Source organism: Bradyrhizobium huanghuaihaiense, assembly GCF_007830635.1.
Classification (GTDB): Bacteria; Pseudomonadota; Alphaproteobacteria; order Rhizobiales; family Xanthobacteraceae; genus Bradyrhizobium; species Bradyrhizobium huanghuaihaiense.
On the sequence record NZ_VLLA01000061.1, the window covers coordinates 1 to 14,424 of the forward strand.

Here is a 14,424-nt window from a genome sequence, read left to right on the forward strand (position 1 = left end):
TTGGCTCAGAGACCTTTTGTCCCTCTTCCTGCTCTCACTCTGGCCAACGCTCAACTGTCCAGTTCAGCCCAATTCGGCTTATTAACGATCGACTCACCACGCTCATTGGAGAACGTAGAGGTTTCTCAACCTCCGAGCTAAGCTCGGATCCTCCGCGCGAGCTACGGAGGGTTCAGTTCGAGAAGCTGATTGACGCGCTCGAAAACAACAGCCCGGCGAAATCGACACTCACCTTTGCAATTTACCGGCCGAGCCAAGAGCCGCTTCGAAGGCATTGCGTTGGTCAAGTGTCCAGAGATCTCAGAATGGGGCGCTAGCTTCCGAGAAGCTGACGAGCCTCGGCCCAATGCTTGGTTCGATGTTGAGAACGCCGTCGAGTTTTAACCGGCAGGGGTGCTAGCGGCAGCAACAGCTGAACGGTGAATGTCCCGTATGATCTTCCCCCAAAAAATTAGACGGGTTTAGGCGACGTTTAGCTCCATCTCGATCGGGGCGATATATCCCACGGCGGAATGGAGCCTTGTTCGGTTATAGAAGCCCTCGATGAAGGCGAAGATATCACGCTGGGCGTCGGCGCGGGTCTTGTAGTTGCGATGATGAACGAGTTCGGTCTTCAAGGTATGGAAGAAGCTATTGCGCCTCCAATAAGCTGACGGCCGCTGCCCTCCCGGCCGCAGAGAATAGCACAAGGCTGTTTCTAACCCGCGCAGCGTGCAACGGCTCTGGACAGTTTTTTAAAATGTCGCGCTCGTTCGGTCTCCTGGCGCAGCCGGGCGATCTCCGAAGCCTGGTCCGCCGACATCGGCGTCACCTGCGTGGTGGGGCGCCACCTCGCCGATGCCGGCTCCTGCCGGAGCTTGTCGACCCAGCGCCGCAGCACCGAGTCGCGCAGACCGAGCTCCTTGGCCACCGACGTGACCGTGCGACGGCTGGACACCACCAACTCGACGGCCTGGCGCTTGTACTCCTCGGTAAATGACCGACGTTGACGTTCCATTCGACACCTCCGGGCTCAATGAGCCTACTACAGGTGTCCACTCATTCGGAGGAGGTTCAGCGCCTGTCCCAAAACTCCCAAAGAGTCATAGATGACTGTGCTTTTGCTTACTAATGCTGAGAGACAAGCGAAATCGGAGGGCGCTCGTTCGAGTCGCCACGGCGTTGGACCTAAATGATGATAGCTCTTCGCGCAATCATGGCCCTTAATTGGGTTTCAGCAGCTCAATCGGTAGGGCGTTCCAGTTAGGTGGTATCTGCCCAAGAATATTGCGAACGAAGAAGTCCAGAAGCTTGAGCTCGCTATAATTGCCGGGCGCTCCGTGATCTGCACTGGGTACCACAAGCATGTCGAAGTATTTTCCTGCCTTGATGAGCCGATCAGCCATCTGGAAGGTAGAGGACGGATCGACATTGCGGTCCATTTCGCCGACAACGAGCATCAACTTACCCTGTAGTCTGTGGGCGTTGTCGATGGCGGAGGACAGCGAATATTCGATACCAACCGGCCAACCCATCCACTGTTCATTCCACCATATCTTGTCCATCCGGTTGTCGTAACAGCCGCTGTTAGCCACCGCCACCTTGTAAAAATCAGAATGGAAGAGCAGCGCGCTCACCGCGTTCTGCCCGCCGGCGGACCCGCCAAAAATGCCGACGTTCGAAATATCGTACCATGAATACTTCGCGCTCGCCGCCTTATGCCATAGAATCCGATCGGGAAAGCCGGCGTCCTTTAAATTCTTCCAGGCAATGTCGTGGAACGCGCGCGAGCGATTGTTCGTACCCATTCCATCGATCTGAACGACGATAAACCCCATTTGGGTGAGCGGCTCAACCAAGGCCGAGAACGACTTCGGAACGAAAGAACCCGTAGGGCCGGCATAGATGTTTTCCACCACCGGGTATCTCTTGTTTCGATCGAAGTTGAGGGGCTTGTGAATAACCCCCCATATATCGGTCTCGCCGTCCCGGCCCTTGGCATGGAAGCTGAGGGGCGGCTGCCAGCCGGAGGCGATGAGTTCCGAGATATCGGCGCTCTCAACCTGCATCAGCTCGGCATTATCACTGGCGCGATACAGCGCCAAGCGCGGCGGGACATCGATGCGTGACCACAGGTCGACATAGTAGCGGCCGTTAGGCGAAAACTCAATGTGATGGTTGGCCGGTTCAGGAGTGAGCGCGGTCAGTCCGTTCCCATCGAAGTCGACACGGTAAGCATGGACAAAATAGGGATCTTCCCCTTTGTCCCTCCCGCTCGCACCAAACCAAATCTGGCGCTTGACCGGATCGACGTAGTAGACCGCGCGAACCACCCAATCTCCTCTAGTGATCTGGTTTTTGAGCTCGCCGGTTCGGCCATCGAAGAGGTACAGATGCTCGTATCCATCGCGCTCGGACGCCCAGATGATCTCCTTTCCGTCCTCAACGTCGTAGCGGAAGAACTTTCCAGTTTTCTGCTGGTCCATCACCAGAGGCTGGTAATCGATGAAGGTAATGCTGCGCTCATCAATCAGAGAGCGCACCTTACCCGCAGCAGCTTCCACCTCGACAAGTCGATAGAGTTGGTGCCCGCGCTGATTATACTCGAAGGTGAACCCGCGACCATCCTTCCACCACTTGATCGGCGAAAGGTGGTAGGGATTTGGAAAGGAAGCATTGTCGATTTCAATCTTGCTCTGCATGATGATGTCAAACAGCACCGGCTGGAGCAGCGGCAAGGCATCACCCGGCTTCGGATACGTCATCGTCGAATATCTAGGTTGAAGCTCGTCCGTCGGGGACGATTCGATGTAGTGGATCTGACGTTTGTGGCCTGGACGGATGCGGTAAGCCGCGAGGTGACGCGAATCTGGAGACCATCTTAGCGTCGAGAAAGCATAGTAGTTGCCTTCCGATCCGTCCCAGGTCAAAGGGATGTCCTGCAAGCCGTCCTCGCTGCGCAGGAAGATATTGTATTTTGTAGTATAGGCCAACCATTTGCCGTCAGGGGATATGCTTGTGTTCTCCGGATCGTTCTCCGCGGGCGGAGTGGGGTCATAGCCCATCTGTTGATGGACGTCCGGGTGCATGGCATTGGCTGTGCAGCCATAGCTTACGAGGTCGCATGTCCACCGGGTGTTGTCGATGTTGAAGGTGATCATGCGAGCATCGTCGGCCAGCTCGAAACGGTCGAACGGCAGATTGTCGGCCTTATAGTTCTCGAGGCTTGCCCTGGCCAGCGCCGCCGCGAGGCGGGTATGATCAAAAGCCGGCTGCTTTCCGCCAGTGGCAGCATCGACCTGCATGAACTGGTGCTTGCCTTGAGTCGTCCGTCGGTAGACGAACGCTTCGCCCTCTGCGAGCCAGAACGGAACGTCGGGCATATTGACAGTGAGCTGGTTATATTGAGCGCCGATCGTTAGCGCTCGCTCGTAATCGGACGGCACCAGCAGCGGCTTTGCAATGTTGTCGGCCGGAGCCTGCGCGGCTGCCAATCCCTGCTGACCCAGCAGCGCAAGCATGAAAGCGCCGAGCTTGTACATGATCGTTCACTCGTCCTCGTTGTGTGGGGATAACGGAGGCTGGGGTTGACCTCACGAAATTGGCGCAGCTGCGTTCAGTGTCTCCTCCAAAGCCCAGCACTGACCCTTGCGCACAAAGCGTCCTAAACGTTGCACGCAAGTCTTGGGCCAGAATCAGGCTCCGATCTCCCAGACACCTGAGTGGGCGACTGGGCGGCACGGTCTAAAGCTGTGATCACCGCTCTGGCCCCCGGCCAGGGATGCAGGGGTATGGACGACGTCGCCATAGATAGATGGGCCTAGGGGTCACTGAAGATGTCCGGCATAGCCGCCACCGCCGTGCACGCCAATATAATTCCCGGTCCAGCTCCACAGTGTCGGATGAAACCTTCACCGCTGGATCGAGATCCGCCGAATTCGCGCCACCGCAAGCGGCAAGCGTAACTGCTGCCGCGCCCCGTATAAGAACTCCAGGTCGCATATCACCTCACGAACAACACATGTGCGCGCCATCCGCAACGACGTTCGATGTCGTGGCGTCGCTTCTACGCCCCTGGTGGTGAGCAGACTCCATGCCAGCGAAGCGATGCGCATTCCCGACGGCTTCCGATAGCTATGTCGCTTACGCGACAAGGCTAGCGATTGTTGAGGCAAGCCGTATGTCTGACCTCGAACACACCAGAACGTCCTGCCGTAGCGGCCGATCAGCTTTGCGGGCTGCATCTCGGTCTTCGTCGGCCATGATGCAAGAAGGCCAAGGAAGAACGTGTGGGCGACGCATGGATGGCATCGTCAACTTAATCGACCGCCGAGACGAAGGAGGCGATTTTCAAAGGTCCGAGATTCGGCGATAGCGCTTGTCGCGGAGATTTCGCGCCAAGTCGCAAAGGCTCGTTCGCGCGAAGCACGACGGAGGTCGGCGGCGACAGCTCCGAGATAGGGGATGCGGAAACGTTCGCGACCTGATCGTGAACTGACTAAAACCGTTGAGCCTGATGGGGCGCTTTGAAACGCTTCATGATCCGCTCGCGTCGCCGCGTCTGCCGATGAGAATTCTCGGCGCGATTGTTGAGAGTTTTGTGCGGGCGATGTCCGACGTGAAAGCCCATGCTCGCCCTCGCAGCGCCGTACGAACGGAGCTTGTCCGTGATCATCACGCGCAGCGGCGTGCCGGCGGATTCAAGCGCTTCTTCATGAGCCGCTGCGCAGCGCGCGAGTCTCTTCGGGGCTGGATCAAGACGTCGAGAACGAAGCCATTCTGGTCGACAGCGCGCCAGAGCCAATGTTGTTCGCCCGCGATCGAAATAACGACCTCGTCCAGATGCCATTTGTAACCGCGAGCGGAAGCGCGCTGGCGGATGCGATCGGAGAACGCCTTTGCCATGGTCGGTGTTGTAAATCTCCGGCGTGCCGTACGTCGCCGCGCCTCGTCCAGAGCCGCCACGCAGAACGAGACGTCCATCGTATTCGACAGCCGCCACGCCAGAACCGCACGGCTCGCTCAGTCGATGATGGCGACGAGATAGAGAAAGCCGCGGCCGATGGGCAGATACGTGATGTCGGCCGCCCACACCTGGTTCGGCCGGTCGATCGTTCATGTTGCGCAGCAGATCGGGACAGAGATCTTGTGGCCCGGCGCCGGCTTTGTCGTGTTCGGCTTCGGTCCCAGCGCGGCGATGCCCATCTTGCGCATCAACTGTTGCACGCGCTTGCGATTGACCGCAAGCCCCTCAGCCTCAGCATCGCGGTCATTCGCCGCGAGCCCAGGAATGGCCAGGCGGTGATCAGCTCGTCGATCCGCTGCATCAGGGCAAGGTCGTTGAATTGGCCGGCTGTAGCGGCCGGTAGACGCTAGAACGGGCGATGCCGAGCAACATGCATTGCCGACGGATCGACAGCGCCTGGTCGACGCGCTCGAGCATTCCTCGACGGTCCGGCGTGCTCATCTTCCGGACCTCCGCGCTAAAAACTCGCGCTCGACCGTCAGTTTGTCCGATCTTGGCGTGCAGCTTCTCGATCTCGCGTTCGCGCGTTTCCTTCGCTCTCGCGCCCGACACCCACGTCAAAAGCCGGGCCGCCTGGTCCAGCAGCTGCTTCTTCCAAGCATAGATCTGGTTCGGTGAACCTCATAGCGCTGGGTCAGATCGGCAGCCGTCGCCTGCTCCCGCACCGCTTCCAGTGCGATCTTTGCCTTCAACACCGCGTCGATCTTCCGTCGCGTCTTCTTCGTCATCATGCCCTCCGTCGATCAAACGGAGCGGCCCTTTTCCAAACCTGGCCTCTCGTCCCAAAACCGGGGTCCATTTCAGGGCACCATTCGCCGGGTCACGCGCAACGTCAAACGCCGGCGGGATGCCGGTATGACCTTGCGATGGGTCGCGGCCGGCATGATCGAGGCCAACAAGGGTTTCCGATGATTGAAGGCGCATAAGAAATCGTCGGTTCTGCGTGCGGCCCTTCAAGCTCACCACGATCGCATGACGATCAAGCCCGTTGCCCACGTCACGAGCGCGGCGCTCAACAGCGATCGGGACATCTCCCGCTACCTTCGCTCACGAAAGGTCGCGCAGCGGGCATTGATCGTTCTCACCCAACTCGGCGAGGTGCGGAATGGCCCGTTTCAAGAACAGTGCCGAAAGTTCGGTGGTGATGCGAAAATCCAAAATTGCGTATTTCGCTCGCTATTTCTTTGAGCTTGTGAAAAACGGGCGCACTGCAAGGTAGGAGCGGCGGCACAGCTTTCGTCCGTTAGAATTGCTGGTCGTCCCACGACATGTTTCTCTCCTCGGGGGATTGCGAACGAAGATCGAGGGCGACTAGGCGAAGAGTCCACTTCTCGACGTCGCCCCCGCAACAAACCACCCAGCCCCCGACGGGCTGCCCACGCAGCGTGAGCATTGTGCGAATCGATTTTCGTCCGGTGCGATCAGCTCCACATGTTTGCTAGGGAGCTGTCGCATTGCCTGGCCGAAAATGTTCCTGAACTGAGTTGTTGCCTCACGTAATTTTCTCTCCACCGCTGGTAGCGCCAGATCCGTCACCTTTGATTGTTCTCGCAGCGGCTCCAAGGCGATCTTTGCCTTCAGCGCTGCTTCGATTTTCCGTCTCGTTCTTCTTCATGGTCTCCGTTTATCAAAACAAAACGGCATCCGCACCATCTGAGCCGCCGGTCCAAAATCCGAGGCCACTTCACCTCACCGACCGTGGGTACTCACCTCGATGTCAGGGTCCAATTATTGAAGTTGAAGTTCATCCCACCTGGAGAGGAGGTGATCTCAACGCCGTATTGGACGTTGCCGACGTTTATCTCCCCAAAGTACCCTTTAGACTTGATCCACTGCAGGACACTCTTGATATCCACCGTCCCACTGTTGGTCTTCGAAGTGCGCAGGAATGAGATGACCTTATGGTGATTTTCTCCTTGAAACACGTTCCAAGTCGCTCCGCCTACATCGACATTTGTGTAGATCGGTATCGCCGCCCCGGAAGAAGCGTACTTGTAAGAAATGGGCTTGACGTTGCCGCCACCATCGGGATTGCCGGTGTAATTCGTCCAGAGCATTATCTCATACTGATTTGAGCTATCCCAGATATCGTAGGCGACGTCCCAGGCGCCGCTAGTCGGAACTTCCTGATTGAAGTTCGAGATCAGAGTGTTGATCGAACTGAGCGGTTTGCCGACATTGAAACCCTCGTGGGGATAGCTCTTGATGCCACCAGTATCAGGCTGGTTCGACCACACCCCCCACTGGTTGACAGCACTCACCGAGATAGTCTGGGGTCCTGCGCCCCTGCCCCATACGTCGTTGTTCCAACTGTAGCCATCGATTGAAAAGCTCCCGTATTGAGCGCTCGAACTCCATATCGGAGCTTTTGCCGATATTGGCACAAGCGCAACACTGGCCGCACTCAGGGCCGCAAACACCTTTAGCTTTGACACGCTCGCCATTCTCAATCTCCAACCTGACCTTTGCCCGCTCGCCCCTCGCAAGAGTTGGGCCATTATGCGCAGAGCCAGACGTGCTATTTTTCTCGCGCTCCGGGTTGCGTTCCCGACAGGCTGGCGGATTTCAGACAGGGTCCCGCCGCAGGATTGGTTGGAATTGAAAGCGGCGTAGTCTCTGAGGTGATCAACCTCGAATCATCCGCCGTTTGGAGCGCCGGATCGGAGACCATGCCATGACCAGCAATGTCACAAAGATGCATTTCCCCGCCGTGTGAAAGAGAGACGGCTCCGCAGCTTTTCGAAATTGGTTCGATCCGGTTGAAACGGCGGTGCGGAAACCAACGCGGGAACTCATTAGAGGAATTGCTCCGCAGCGAGCTCGATGCGGCCCTTGCGCGGCCGCGCTACGGACGCGGCATGAAGGCCGGCCATGAGGGAACGCCCCGTTACGGGCATCGACACGGCAGCCAGCCGCGGTCGCTGACCGGTAGCTTCGGGTCGATTAAAATCGCGGTCCCGCGTGCGCGGCTTGACACCCGCGATGGGGGACGACCGAATGGAAGAGCCAATTGCTGCGGGCTTGCAAGGATCGCCTCAGCCCTGCCGAAGTAGACATCGACAGGAGTGAGGTTGTCGATGCTCTCATGATAGCGGACGTGATTGCAGTGTTCGACGAACCGGGACGAAGCGCATGGTATTGCGCGCGACAGCTTCGCTGATCGCCTCTGCGTCGGCAGCATCAGTCTTCCCGCGCTTGAGTAGAGTCGAGGAGAGGCGCGGTGATGCGCTTGTTGCGCGTTCCGTTTCCTCTCCCCGCTCATCAAACCGGACGTGCGGTTTTCCCGCATCCGGCTTTCCGACAGGTTTCGTCACAAGGCGCACGTCGGCGACACTTTGCGCACGCGGTTCAGCACAAGTACGCCAGGGTTCCCATAGATCTGATCAGAGAACCGTCTGACGCCACGTCCTGGCGTCTTATGTCGTCTGCGCAGAAAGGCGAGCACGCGGTCAAAGACGTGTCGATCAACGGCCTGATGAGCCGTAGCAAGCGAGCCATAGCTGAAGTAAGCGGACCAGCCGCGCAGAAGGCGGTTCAGTCGTGCTTGTACTTCGGGCCAAGCGCCCTTGTTGCCCGGCGTCAGCAGTTCGCTGACCTTCCTCTTGATCCGCAGCACGCTTTTCTTCGACGGAGCCGCGCCAAGATACCACCGCCCCCCATTGCGGAAGTGGCGGGGTCCGAGCGTGTACCCAAGGAAGTCAAAGCTTTCCAATCGGGCATTCTTCACCGAGGTTTTAGTCTCGTTGAGTGTCAGCCCAAGCTTGGTCATCACCGCTTTCGTCCACGTCAATGCGTCTTCCGCGTGGCCGCGGCTGAGAATGACGAAGTCGTCGGCATAGGAGATAATCTGGCCATGGAATGCTTCACACCGACCGCTGAGACGCCAATGCTTCAGGAACCGGTTCATGTAGATGACGGAGAGCAGCGGACTGATGACACCCCCCTGTGGCGTGCCACACTTGTTGCTCTTACCGCCGCTCATGCGCCGTTTCCCGTTGCTATCCCGCTCCTCGACCGGTACTCGCAGCCATAACTTAATCAGCCGCAGCACATTCCGGTCGACGATGCGTCGGGCCACCGATTTGAGGAGGTCCGAGTGCGGTATCGTGTCGAAGTATTTCGACAAATCGGCGTCAACAACATCTGTGTAGCCCCGGCACATAAGCCGGTGCACTTCCTTGACGGCATCGACCGCGTTGCGGCGCGGGCGATATCCATAAGCTCCGTCCTCAAAATCCGCCTCGAAGATCGGTTCCAGCACGATCTTTGCAGCAGCTTGGACGACCCGGTCCCGGATTGTTGGGATACCGAGCGGACGTTCGCCGCCGCCGGGCTTCGGGATCATCACCCGCCGCACCGGATCGGGCCGATAGGTCTTCGTGACGAGTTCATCGCGCAGGCCAGCCAACCATGCTTCGAGTCCCGACGCGTCGATCTGTTCGAAAGTTATTCCGTCCACTCCCGGCGCACCCGCGTTGGCGCGGGCCAGCTTGTAGGCATGGCTCAGAATGTCCTCGCGGCAGATCTTGTCGTACAGCACGTAGAAGCGGAAGGCAGGCTCCGCCTTCGCCTTACAATAAAGCTTTCTTTCTCTGAAGGCTCCTGATCTTATCGGGCGTTTCAAGGCTCATCGCCAATCTACCCTTTCCCTCGCCATCTTCAAAAGCGCACCTGAAGTCAGGGTCCTTTCCTCCGCCGGAATTACCCGGTTTCATCGGTACCTTTGACCCTGTCCGACTCCCGTCCGGTCCATCGACTACTCAATGCTGAAGGCGCGACCTTCGACCAAGACGGGTCTCCCCCGATTACCCGTACTACCTTTCCAACGTGCCGTGCCCATTACCCCGGTGAACCAGACAGGTGCGTGCGTCGATTGCTTCCCTGTCCGCACGGCCTTCCCCGCCATACGATCGGGTCGGCATTCACATCGTAACTTTCGAGGCGTGCTCAGGCTTCACTCACGTTACGGCCCGCTGGATTGCTCGGCCGCCTAAAGCGACCTTTGTCACGAGGCTTCGATCCGTCCGATTGCTCGTCCAAACCGCTCGTCAGCTACCAGATCAATCGACAACTCTCTGGGTGGATCCTTCCTCCACTGGTAATACGCGCCGTCGGGGCGGACCGAATGGCTTCACATATTGAGGTAGCAGCAGTTTGACGTCATGACCCAAAGCCGCGATCTCGCGCGCCCAAAACCGACATGGCTGAAGTGGAACAGTTCTGCGCGTTCGTCGAACTCGAGCTTTCCCAGCACAGCCGTGACCGCCTGCCCGCTATTGCGCGCCTCGGTCGTGGTGGTGACGTCCCCCGACGTGACCCGCATGCGCCGCTATCCGTGCCTCAGAAGCCGATTGCGATCGTCCCGAATGTTCGTAGACCTATACTTAGCATGTAGGTCTCATTCAAGACGGGGGGCACGCCGCCTACCGTATAATTGTAGGATTTCAGATAGTTCAATCCCAGCACCAAGCAATCGTCGACATAGCCGGCACCGACCACATACTGGTTGATCTCGTTGGCCTCGAGGTCCCAGCGCGCCGAGCCCGTGACCACCCAGTTGGTCGCGACCTTCAGCGAGCCGGTGGTGAGGATGCCTTCGCGGCGGGTCAGATAGCCGAGCTCCGGCTGTGCCGCGTAGTTGCCGTACATCACGCTGATCGACCAGCGATCGAAGTTGGCGCGGCCTTCGGCCTCGAAACGCTGGACGTTCCAGGTCTGCTCGTCCATGCGGGAGCGGACGCTGAAGGTGTAGGTGCGGTTGGGCGAGTAGTCGATACTCGCCACGTAGTCGGAGCGGGGCTTGTCGAGACCGGAATCGAGGCCCGTGTTGATGGAGTCCCGGACCGCGTAGGAGTTCATGCCGAACAGCTGGTAGGACTGGCCGAACAGCACCTTGGCCGCGCCGCCCTTGTCGAACTGCGTGGTGGCCTGCACGCCGACATTGGCGCGGCCGCCGCCCTCGACGCGGTCGTAACCGGAGAACTTGTCGACGCTGAACAGGTTCGACGTTTCGAATACAAAACTCTGCGCATCCTCGTTGGGAAACTTGCCGGCATAAGTCTCGTTCGGGCGGATGATGATCTGCGCGATCGGCTCGACGGTGGTCGAGCCCCAGGGCTGAACGTTGATGAAGGGATAGCGGTATTCGAGGCCGACCGTCGGCATCAGGCGGAATGCCTGGGTGTCGCCGACCGGTAGGTAGTTCGACACGCCCGGCTGGTTCGAGACCGAGGAGTTGATTGCATCGGCGCGCAGGCCGGCGAACGGCGTCCAGATCTGGCCGAGCGGGTCGGTGAAGGATTTGCGCCACTGCGCTTCCGCCGACAGGCGGGTATAGGTGCCGGGGAAGCCGCGCAGCAGGCACTGCGATGGCGTGCGCGCGAGCGGATCGGCCGACGCCGTCGTGCACAGGCTGTTGGTGTTGGCGAGCGTGGTGATCGGATCGAACACGGCGCTGTCACGCGACAGGTTGACGGAGTTGGTCTTGTAGCTGAACTCGCCGCCGAACACCGGATAGTTGAGCACGTTCGAGTAGTCGATCACGGGGTAGACGATCGGGACCTTGTCCTGGTTGCCCGAGAAGCTCCGCCAGTACATCGTGCGTGCGTCGAAGAAGCTGCGATTGCCGGCGCCGGTCAGATAGAGCTGCGAGACCGCGTCGGTCGGCAGGTTCAGGAACGAACCGAGCGGGTCACGGTACTGCGACAGGCGGTAGTCCGAGAAGAAATAGTAGTCGGACATCACGACGCCGTCCCAACCCCAGACCCATTTGTCGTTCAGCGCGAACTGACCCTTGGTCTCGACGGCGCCGCGCCACTGGCGGTCGCCGGGCTGCCCGGCGAAGGCGCCGCGATCGAGCTGGTCGATGCCGTAAGCACGGATCTGGTAGGCGCCGCCCATCAGGCGCTGGCGGAACTCCGCCTGGAACAGCACGCCCTGCCTGGAGGTGATGCGCGGGTTGAAGGTCACGTCCATATCGGGCGCGATCGCCCAGTAGAACGGGACCTCCACGCCGTAGCCGTAGCCCGTGTTCGAGGTGAAGCCCGGCATCAGGAAGCCGGACTTGCGCTTCACGGTCGGGTCGGGCGTCGAGAAGTAGGGCATGTAAGCGAGCGGCACGCCGAAGAACTCGAGCTGCGCCGTCTCGAAGTACAGCATCTTCTCCTGCTGGTCGTGGATGATGCGGGCACCCTTGACCTGCCAGAGCGGTGGCTTCTTCGGATCGTCCTTGCACGGAGCGCAGGCCGTGTAGACGCCGTTCTCGAACACGGTGTAGTTGCCGCTGGAACGGTCGGCGCGCGTTGCGGCCATCCGTGTCCGGTCGGCGGTATCGACCCGGAGCGAACCGACGAATCCGTCGCGATAGTCGTCGGACAGATCGATCGTCTCGGCATAGGTGATCTTGCCCTCGGCATCCGTCATGCGGATGTTGCCTTCGGCATGGAGCCGCTTGGTCTTCTGGTCGTAGGCGACCTTGTTAGCCTCGACGCTGGTGCCGTTGTAGAACAGCTGGACGTTACCGACCGCCGAGATCCGCGAATTATTGTAGTCGTAGACGACCTCGGTCGCCTGAACCAGCATCTGGTTGTCGTTGGCGGCCTTCGGCGGCTTCGGACGCGGCGGCTGCGTATTGTAGGAGACGTTCTGCGCCGATGCCTTTACGACGGGGCCGAAACCAGTCGCGATGACAACGGCTATGGCAAGCAAGCAGTCGCAGACTAGCGACGTGAAGAGCCACGGATCGTGCCCTGGCGCAACCGCAGTCAGTTTGTGACGATGCGCAGCCACAGCCACTAACCTTTCCGTCGGGTCAGCAAGGCCAACAATCTGATGAAGCGGCCAACGCAGACTGGCGGCCAGACCGAAGTCTCCAGTTGCATGAACTCACACTTACTTGACGTCCTGATACAACTAGCCACAACAGCGAGCAGGAAAATGGTGAACACGTTACCTTAAATTCTCGGCATCGAGCCGTGGCACTGGCTCCAGCCCTCTTGCGGTTGCGCAGAAACCCTCGGCAATCGACGCGAACCGCTACGCTGAAATCTCTTCAAGTCGGCCTCGCTTCGGCCCAGGGAATTCGTGCTGAAGGCGTCGCGCTGGAAGGTTTGCGGAAGCATGTGATGGCTGATCTGACGGGTTATCAGGTTCATCCGAACCGAACTATGCCTGGAAGCACAGCTACTGGAGCAAGCTGCGAGAGCCCAGGAGCAGCAGCAGCGCGATGGGCGGAGCGCGAAATGCCGATCGCGGAGAAACTCCGCGTCTCCGATAGGCGATCTTGGGCGGCAGCTTTTTCAGCAAAGGGATCAGGAACACGAGCAGTCCGCGCTCATTGGCCAAAGCTTTGACGAACTGTCGGTCCGCCGACCATGCCACTTGGTTCGCGTGGGTCGTTCCGATATCTGTCAGCTGCGACCTACTCCGAAGGATGCTGATCTGTTGTTGTTGCGGCGAATATGCCAGCTGCTTGCTAATCGGCCGTTTCACGCCCCCCGGCGCATGACGGCCATTATGCGGGCCGGGAGCCATGCGGTGAAGCGCGAGCGGGTGAAACCGTTGATGTGCAGAATGGGAAGGCTCAGGCCGAAGCCGCGAATAACGCAACCGTCGGGGCCAGAGGCCAATGTTGTGTTCTGCTCCGCCGTTTGCGGATTGGTGCCAGAGGATCAGACACAGCTTCACTGCTGGCCCAAAGTCGGCCGGGCCGGCCTGCCGCGGGCTAGAAGCGCAATGGTTGTGGCTTCCCAAAGACGAACTCCAGATCGCATCATGCACTCCGCTGCCCCTTCCTGTCCAATAACGAGCGCCTGCGCAAACGAAGCAAGCTGCGTGCCGCTCGAAGATGGAGATCCTCAAGCGGGTTTGTTCATGGTACATGCGTCCGGTTGTGGACATTGGTCCGAACCAGACAATCGAGTCCTTGGCAGTGATATCGGTAGTTGGTGGAACGCACGATTGCACTAGGGTCCAGACTCAATTGAGCCAATATGCGACGAGAGCGGCGAGATGAACAGCGGCCAAAAAATTACGGGCGAGCTTGTCATATCGCGTGGCGATGCGCCGGAAGTCCTTGAGCCTGCCAAAGCAGCGTTCGATGACATTTCGTCCTTTGTAGGCGCGTTTGTTGAAGCGATGGATGCGACACGGTTAGATTTATTGGGGATTACGGGCTTGGCGCCACGACGAATGATTTCGCCGCGAAGCTTGTCGCCATCATACCCTTTGTCGGCGAGGAGCACGCTCATGGGTGGCGCGAGCGCCAGGACATCGGGAGCCGCAGCGATATCGGCATCCTGGCCTGGAGTCAGATGCAGGACGACCGGCCGGCAGAGCGGATCGCTCAGCGCATGGATTTTTGTCGTGCGGCCTCCGCGCGAGCGGCCGATTGCTTGATTGTGCTCCCCCCTTTTCCGCCG

At 59.1% G+C, this 14,424-nt stretch carries 9 protein-coding genes and 4 pseudogenes; 2 read left to right on the forward strand and 11 right to left on the reverse strand.

Translation table 11 applies throughout. The features are described 5' to 3' along the window. Positions 1–461 precede the first annotated feature (461 nt). From IQ16_RS45435 to IQ16_RS45445, 6 genes and pseudogenes are all read right to left on the reverse strand, one after another. Entirely contained in the window at positions 462–689 is a 228-nt protein-coding gene (locus IQ16_RS45435; protein WP_370091571.1) for an IS3 family transposase, read from the reverse strand. Between the two features lie 8 nt (positions 690–697). Continuing rightward, positions 698–997 (reverse strand): transposase, encoded by a 300-nt coding sequence (locus IQ16_RS43665; protein WP_011084772.1) that lies wholly within the window; start codon positions 995–997, stop codon positions 698–700. Between the two features lie 205 nt (positions 998–1,202). Beyond that, on the reverse strand, positions 1,203–3,521 hold the full coding sequence (locus IQ16_RS43670; protein WP_011084771.1) for a S9 family peptidase: 2,319 nt from the start codon (positions 3,519–3,521) through the stop codon (positions 1,203–1,205). Between the two features lie 776 nt (positions 3,522–4,297). Continuing rightward, positions 4,298–4,878, reverse strand: a pseudogene (locus tag IQ16_RS43680) (IS6 family transposase); the annotation flags it as partial. A gap of 427 nt (positions 4,879–5,305) precedes the next feature. Next, a complete protein-coding gene (locus IQ16_RS45440; protein ID WP_154694111.1) occupies positions 5,306–5,446 on the reverse strand; it encodes a hypothetical protein in 141 nt (46 codons plus the stop codon). A 116-nt stretch (positions 5,447–5,562) separates the two neighbouring features. Beyond that, a complete protein-coding gene (locus IQ16_RS45445) occupies positions 5,563–5,733 on the reverse strand; it encodes a hypothetical protein (protein WP_158646974.1) in 171 nt (56 codons plus the stop codon). A 76-nt stretch (positions 5,734–5,809) separates the two neighbouring features. Here IQ16_RS45445 and IQ16_RS43690 point away from each other — a divergent pair. Continuing rightward, positions 5,810–6,016 (forward strand): annotated as a pseudogene (locus IQ16_RS43690) (IS256 family transposase); the annotation flags it as partial. Positions 6,017–6,711: 695 nt separating this feature from the next. On the opposite strand, the gene IQ16_RS43695 reads toward IQ16_RS43690, so the two are convergent. Further along, positions 6,712–7,449 carry a glycoside hydrolase family 12 protein gene (locus IQ16_RS43695; protein WP_014497847.1) on the reverse strand — a complete coding sequence of 246 codons (738 nt, stop codon included), beginning with the start codon at positions 7,447–7,449 and terminating at the stop codon, positions 6,712–6,714. 293 nt (positions 7,450–7,742) lie between these two features. On the opposite strand from IQ16_RS43695, the pseudogene IQ16_RS47155 reads away from it, so the two are divergent. Beyond that, positions 7,743–8,072, forward strand: a pseudogene (locus tag IQ16_RS47155) (IS256 family transposase); the annotation flags it as partial. A 243-nt stretch (positions 8,073–8,315) separates the two neighbouring features. Here IQ16_RS47155 and ltrA read toward each other — a convergent pair. The 4 genes and pseudogenes from ltrA to IQ16_RS43725 form a co-directional block, all read right to left on the reverse strand. Beyond that, positions 8,316–9,629, reverse strand: a complete 1,314-nt coding sequence (ltrA, locus tag IQ16_RS43705; protein ID WP_074076608.1) for a group II intron reverse transcriptase/maturase — start codon at positions 9,627–9,629, stop codon at positions 8,316–8,318. Between the two features lie 507 nt (positions 9,630–10,136). Then, positions 10,137–10,328 carry a hypothetical protein gene (locus IQ16_RS43710; protein WP_014497849.1) on the reverse strand — a complete coding sequence of 64 codons (192 nt, stop codon included), beginning with the start codon at positions 10,326–10,328 and terminating at the stop codon, positions 10,137–10,139. A 17-nt stretch (positions 10,329–10,345) separates the two neighbouring features. Continuing rightward, the gene (locus IQ16_RS43715; RefSeq protein ID WP_223153708.1) at positions 10,346–12,712 is read right to left on the reverse strand and encodes an LPS-assembly protein LptD; all 2,367 of its coding nucleotides are present in this window, start codon (positions 12,710–12,712) and stop codon (positions 10,346–10,348) included. 1,269 nt (positions 12,713–13,981) lie between these two features. Continuing rightward, positions 13,982–14,424: pseudogene (locus tag IQ16_RS43725) on the reverse strand (IS5 family transposase); the annotation flags it as partial.

What these genes read in the sequence shown, in the direction of transcription:
- IQ16_RS43665 (WP_011084772.1), bottom strand. Translation starts at nt 997, where the DNA reads ATGGAACGTCAACGTCGGTCATTTACCGAGGAGTACAAGCGCCAGGCC.
- IQ16_RS43670 (WP_011084771.1), bottom strand. Translation starts at nt 3,521, where the DNA reads ATGTACAAGCTCGGCGCTTTCATGCTTGCGCTGCTGGGTCAGCAGGGA.
- IQ16_RS45440 (WP_154694111.1), bottom strand. Translation starts at nt 5,446, where the DNA reads ATGAGCACGCCGGACCGTCGAGGAATGCTCGAGCGCGTCGACCAGGCG.
- IQ16_RS45445 (WP_158646974.1), bottom strand. Translation starts at nt 5,733, where the DNA reads ATGACGAAGAAGACGCGACGGAAGATCGACGCGGTGTTGAAGGCAAAG.
- IQ16_RS43695 (WP_014497847.1), bottom strand. Translation starts at nt 7,449, where the DNA reads ATGGCGAGCGTGTCAAAGCTAAAGGTGTTTGCGGCCCTGAGTGCGGCC.
- IQ16_RS43710 (WP_014497849.1), bottom strand. Translation starts at nt 10,328, where the DNA reads ATGCGGGTCACGTCGGGGGACGTCACCACCACGACCGAGGCGCGCAAT.